The following is a 3,154-nucleotide window of genomic DNA, read 5'->3' as shown; positions in this document are numbered from 1 at the left end:
GGTAAGTTCTAGATGAGCTTTCGGGTATATTTAGCATCAGGCCAATCTCTTTATGCGAATAACCATCAATTTCATACAGGTTAAAAACTACATGATGTATTTCCGGAAGTTGTTTCATTAAGTTCAAAATATCAGCTGCCGAGAGTTTTTCAATGGCAGATGGATACATGGTTTGCTGAAATACCTCCGGAATTTCACTATCATGAATGTATTTTAAGTTCTTTCTTTTACTATCGAGAGCAGTATTAACCAATATTTTTCTAAACCAAGGCTTAAATTCTAAATCATCTTTAAAAGTATGGAGTGCGTTAAATGCTTTAATAAAAGCGTCATTTACCACCACCAAAGCATCATCTTTATTAATAAGGTAGCGCATGGCAACGCCCATTGCATAGGCGTAAAAGCGCTTATACAACATTTCCTGGTGTTTTAGGTCGCCCTTTTTACACTCCTTAATTAACTCAGCATCTGAGGCGTTATGTTTGATGGACATTTATTATTTCATTCGCTTTAATCTATATTGATTTTTGTAACTAATAGTGCTTGTCAAGGTGTTGTGGTGTTCTGTAGAAGGAAATATCTTATCTAAGATCAAACTGTCGCCTTTAATCACATAGCTATAATCGCCGTGCAAAACTTTGTTGCCAACATAATCCATTGATGATACATAATCCATGGAAAATTTAACCTTTGAAGAATTCTCAACTGTAAATATACCAGTACCATTTGTAGCTGCATACCTATCGCCGCTAAACTTAACTTCTGTGTTAACAGATACAAGCTGATTGACCGGCCCTTCAATAAACTTTCCTGTATATGTGTCGTTAAAAACTACTTTGTCATTATTTTTTTTACAACTCATAAATAAGCATAAGCTTAATGCAAATGGTAGTATTTGTTTGATGGCCATAATAGTTGGTTTATATCTTACTATTACGCAGAGGCGATGAGAAACGCTACAGGGCTACAGATATTTTTTTAGATTTCTATCAGAAACAATTGAGAAATACCGAAGAAAGACTTGAGAAACACTTGAACTTAAATATGTTATAGAGATGTTTAAACAATGCTTAAGGGATGGTTGAAATATCCTCATACATATTGCAACCATCTTCCAACGATCTTTCAACCATCTTCCAACCCAAGTGTTTCTCAAGTATTTCAAGTAAAATAGTCGTACTTCCCGTGTATTATCATCCCTGCATCATTACTCTTGCGTCATCCTAGAGCTATTGTCGTCGAGATGACGCAGGGGAGTAAATCGAGCGGGAAACGGGTGATGGCGCGTTCTTAAACCAAATGGCCCATTAGCGGATCGGTAAAGCTTTCTTTCGAATGTTCTGCATGCCCGGCAAATTGCTGACTATAACCCACATGTTTTTCCGAAGTTACAGTAAAATCATACCAGCTATGGCTTGATTTCAGATCAAGAGGGATAAAAATTTCCTCTTGGTTTTTCTTTAAAACGGCCTTAACAGGTGCTTTTTTGTAGCTGTTGTCTTTTACAGTTAAGCTAACTTGCTCACCACTGGTTATACGTTTAACGTGTAACAATACATTTCCATTAACCCTGCTGCCATCTTTTTCACTTTGGTACATTAAAGAAACAGCAATTTTAGGGTCGTTTGCACTGCCTTTATACCTGCGGTAAAAACCGTTTACACTGTATACTTTTAAATCGTAAACGCCATTGTGTAATGGCCAGTTATAGTCTATAGTATCACCTGCATCAACAGTAAAGTTCCAGTTGTTATCGGTAGCATATACTATAAAACCGGTGCCTTTTGCCTTGTCGCCAAAGAATTTATTCCCTGCAGTAAAGCCAATTTTAAACTGGTTGTTTGCTGTATCTAACGCACCATGGGCATAAAGCTCATATGGAATTGCGTTTGCAGGTTTAATACCGGGTTCCTGTTTAGGTAAGTTAGGGTTGCCTTTAGGGTTTTTAATAATGCCTGCAATGGCCAGTTGATCCAGGTTTTTGAAGTTATTAGGTAGTTTGGCGAATTTCGCTTTGTGAATGCTTTCGAGAAAAGGTAACCTTTCAACTGCTTTTGGCAATGGAATATTTTCGCCGTTGTATGGTCTAAATACGGAAGTTAAATCGCCGCATAGACTTCTTCTCCACGAGCTGATGTTGTCTTCGTAAATCTTCTGACCAGTTTTATGACTTAAAAACTGCTCCAAAAATTGGATAGAAGAAGTGTGGTCAAAAACCTGTGAGTTTACATAACCACCTCTTGACCATGGCGAAACCACTACCATTGGTACTCTAAAGCCTAAACCTAAAGAACTTTCTCTCTTACTGTTTTCTCCTATGTAAAGGTATTCAGAGCTGTTGTCTAATGATTTTGAAACTGCTCCTGTTTCTGGATTTTTTGGATCCGGAGATACAAAAGGAGGCAGGTGATCAAAGTATCCATCATTTTCATCGTAAGTAAGGATAAAGATGGTCTTTTTCCATACTTCCGGGTTCTTAGTTAAAATGTCTATGGCTTCTGAAAGATACCAGGCGCCATACCAAGGTGCTCCGGGATGATCCGAGAAGTTACTTGGCGCAACTAGCCAGGAAACAGTGGGTAATTTGCCACCGTCAACATCTTTGCGGAATTGATGCAGTACATCTCCTTTAGGGATTTGTGCGGTTCTTTGCGTCCCTTTATCATCGTAAGTGATGGTTTCAAGATTATGGAAGTCTGGATCATTTCTATTAGTTACAAATGCTCTTTTATGTAAGTCTTGTTGCTCCGGAGTTAATTTATCAAGAGTGTTTACTTCTAAAAACTCAATTTCCTTTGTTACAAAATCAAGCTTCTTTTTTAGTTTATCGTCTGGTTTCTCTTTTAGCTTGGCTTCTAGTTCGGTTTTTGCTTTGCGCAGGTAAACCAGATGCTCAGGATGTCTTTTTACATGATATTGTTTAAAAAACTCCATATCATTATCTGTAAAATTAGCCAGCCAGTCGTCTTCTTCATTTTCCAGACCAACGCCTACACTTAGCTCGTTTTGGTATATTTTCCAGTCTACATTGTGCTTAGACAAACGCTCCGGGAATGTACTCCATGAAACGTTTTCAGAACCGTCTATATACCCGTTAGAGTGGTGTGCTGTTGAGGTTGCATTTTGTTCTTCACGGATTTTGCCGGTCCAGAAG

3 protein-coding genes are annotated in these 3,154 nt (G+C 38.0%); all 3 read right to left on the bottom strand.

Annotated elements, in window-relative coordinates; translation table 11 throughout:
- Positions 1-493 (bottom strand): RNA polymerase sigma factor (locus AC1DG9_RS25545; RefSeq protein ID WP_477635512.1); only part of this gene is annotated, 493 nt, incomplete at its 3' end.
- A 3-nt stretch (positions 494-496) separates the two neighbouring features.
- A complete protein-coding gene (locus AC1DG9_RS25540) occupies positions 497-910 on the bottom strand; it encodes a hypothetical protein (RefSeq protein ID WP_288881166.1) in 414 nt (137 codons plus the stop codon).
- Positions 911-1,290: 380 nt separating this feature from the next.
- The coding region (locus AC1DG9_RS25535; RefSeq protein WP_477635511.1) for an alkaline phosphatase family protein at positions 1,291-3,154 on the bottom strand (1,864 nt) is incomplete at its 5' end.

Source organism: Pedobacter sp. 05L430, assembly GCF_056397585.1.
The sequence above is the reverse complement of the archived record's forward strand: the minus strand, read 5'-3'. Positions and strand labels throughout refer to the sequence as shown.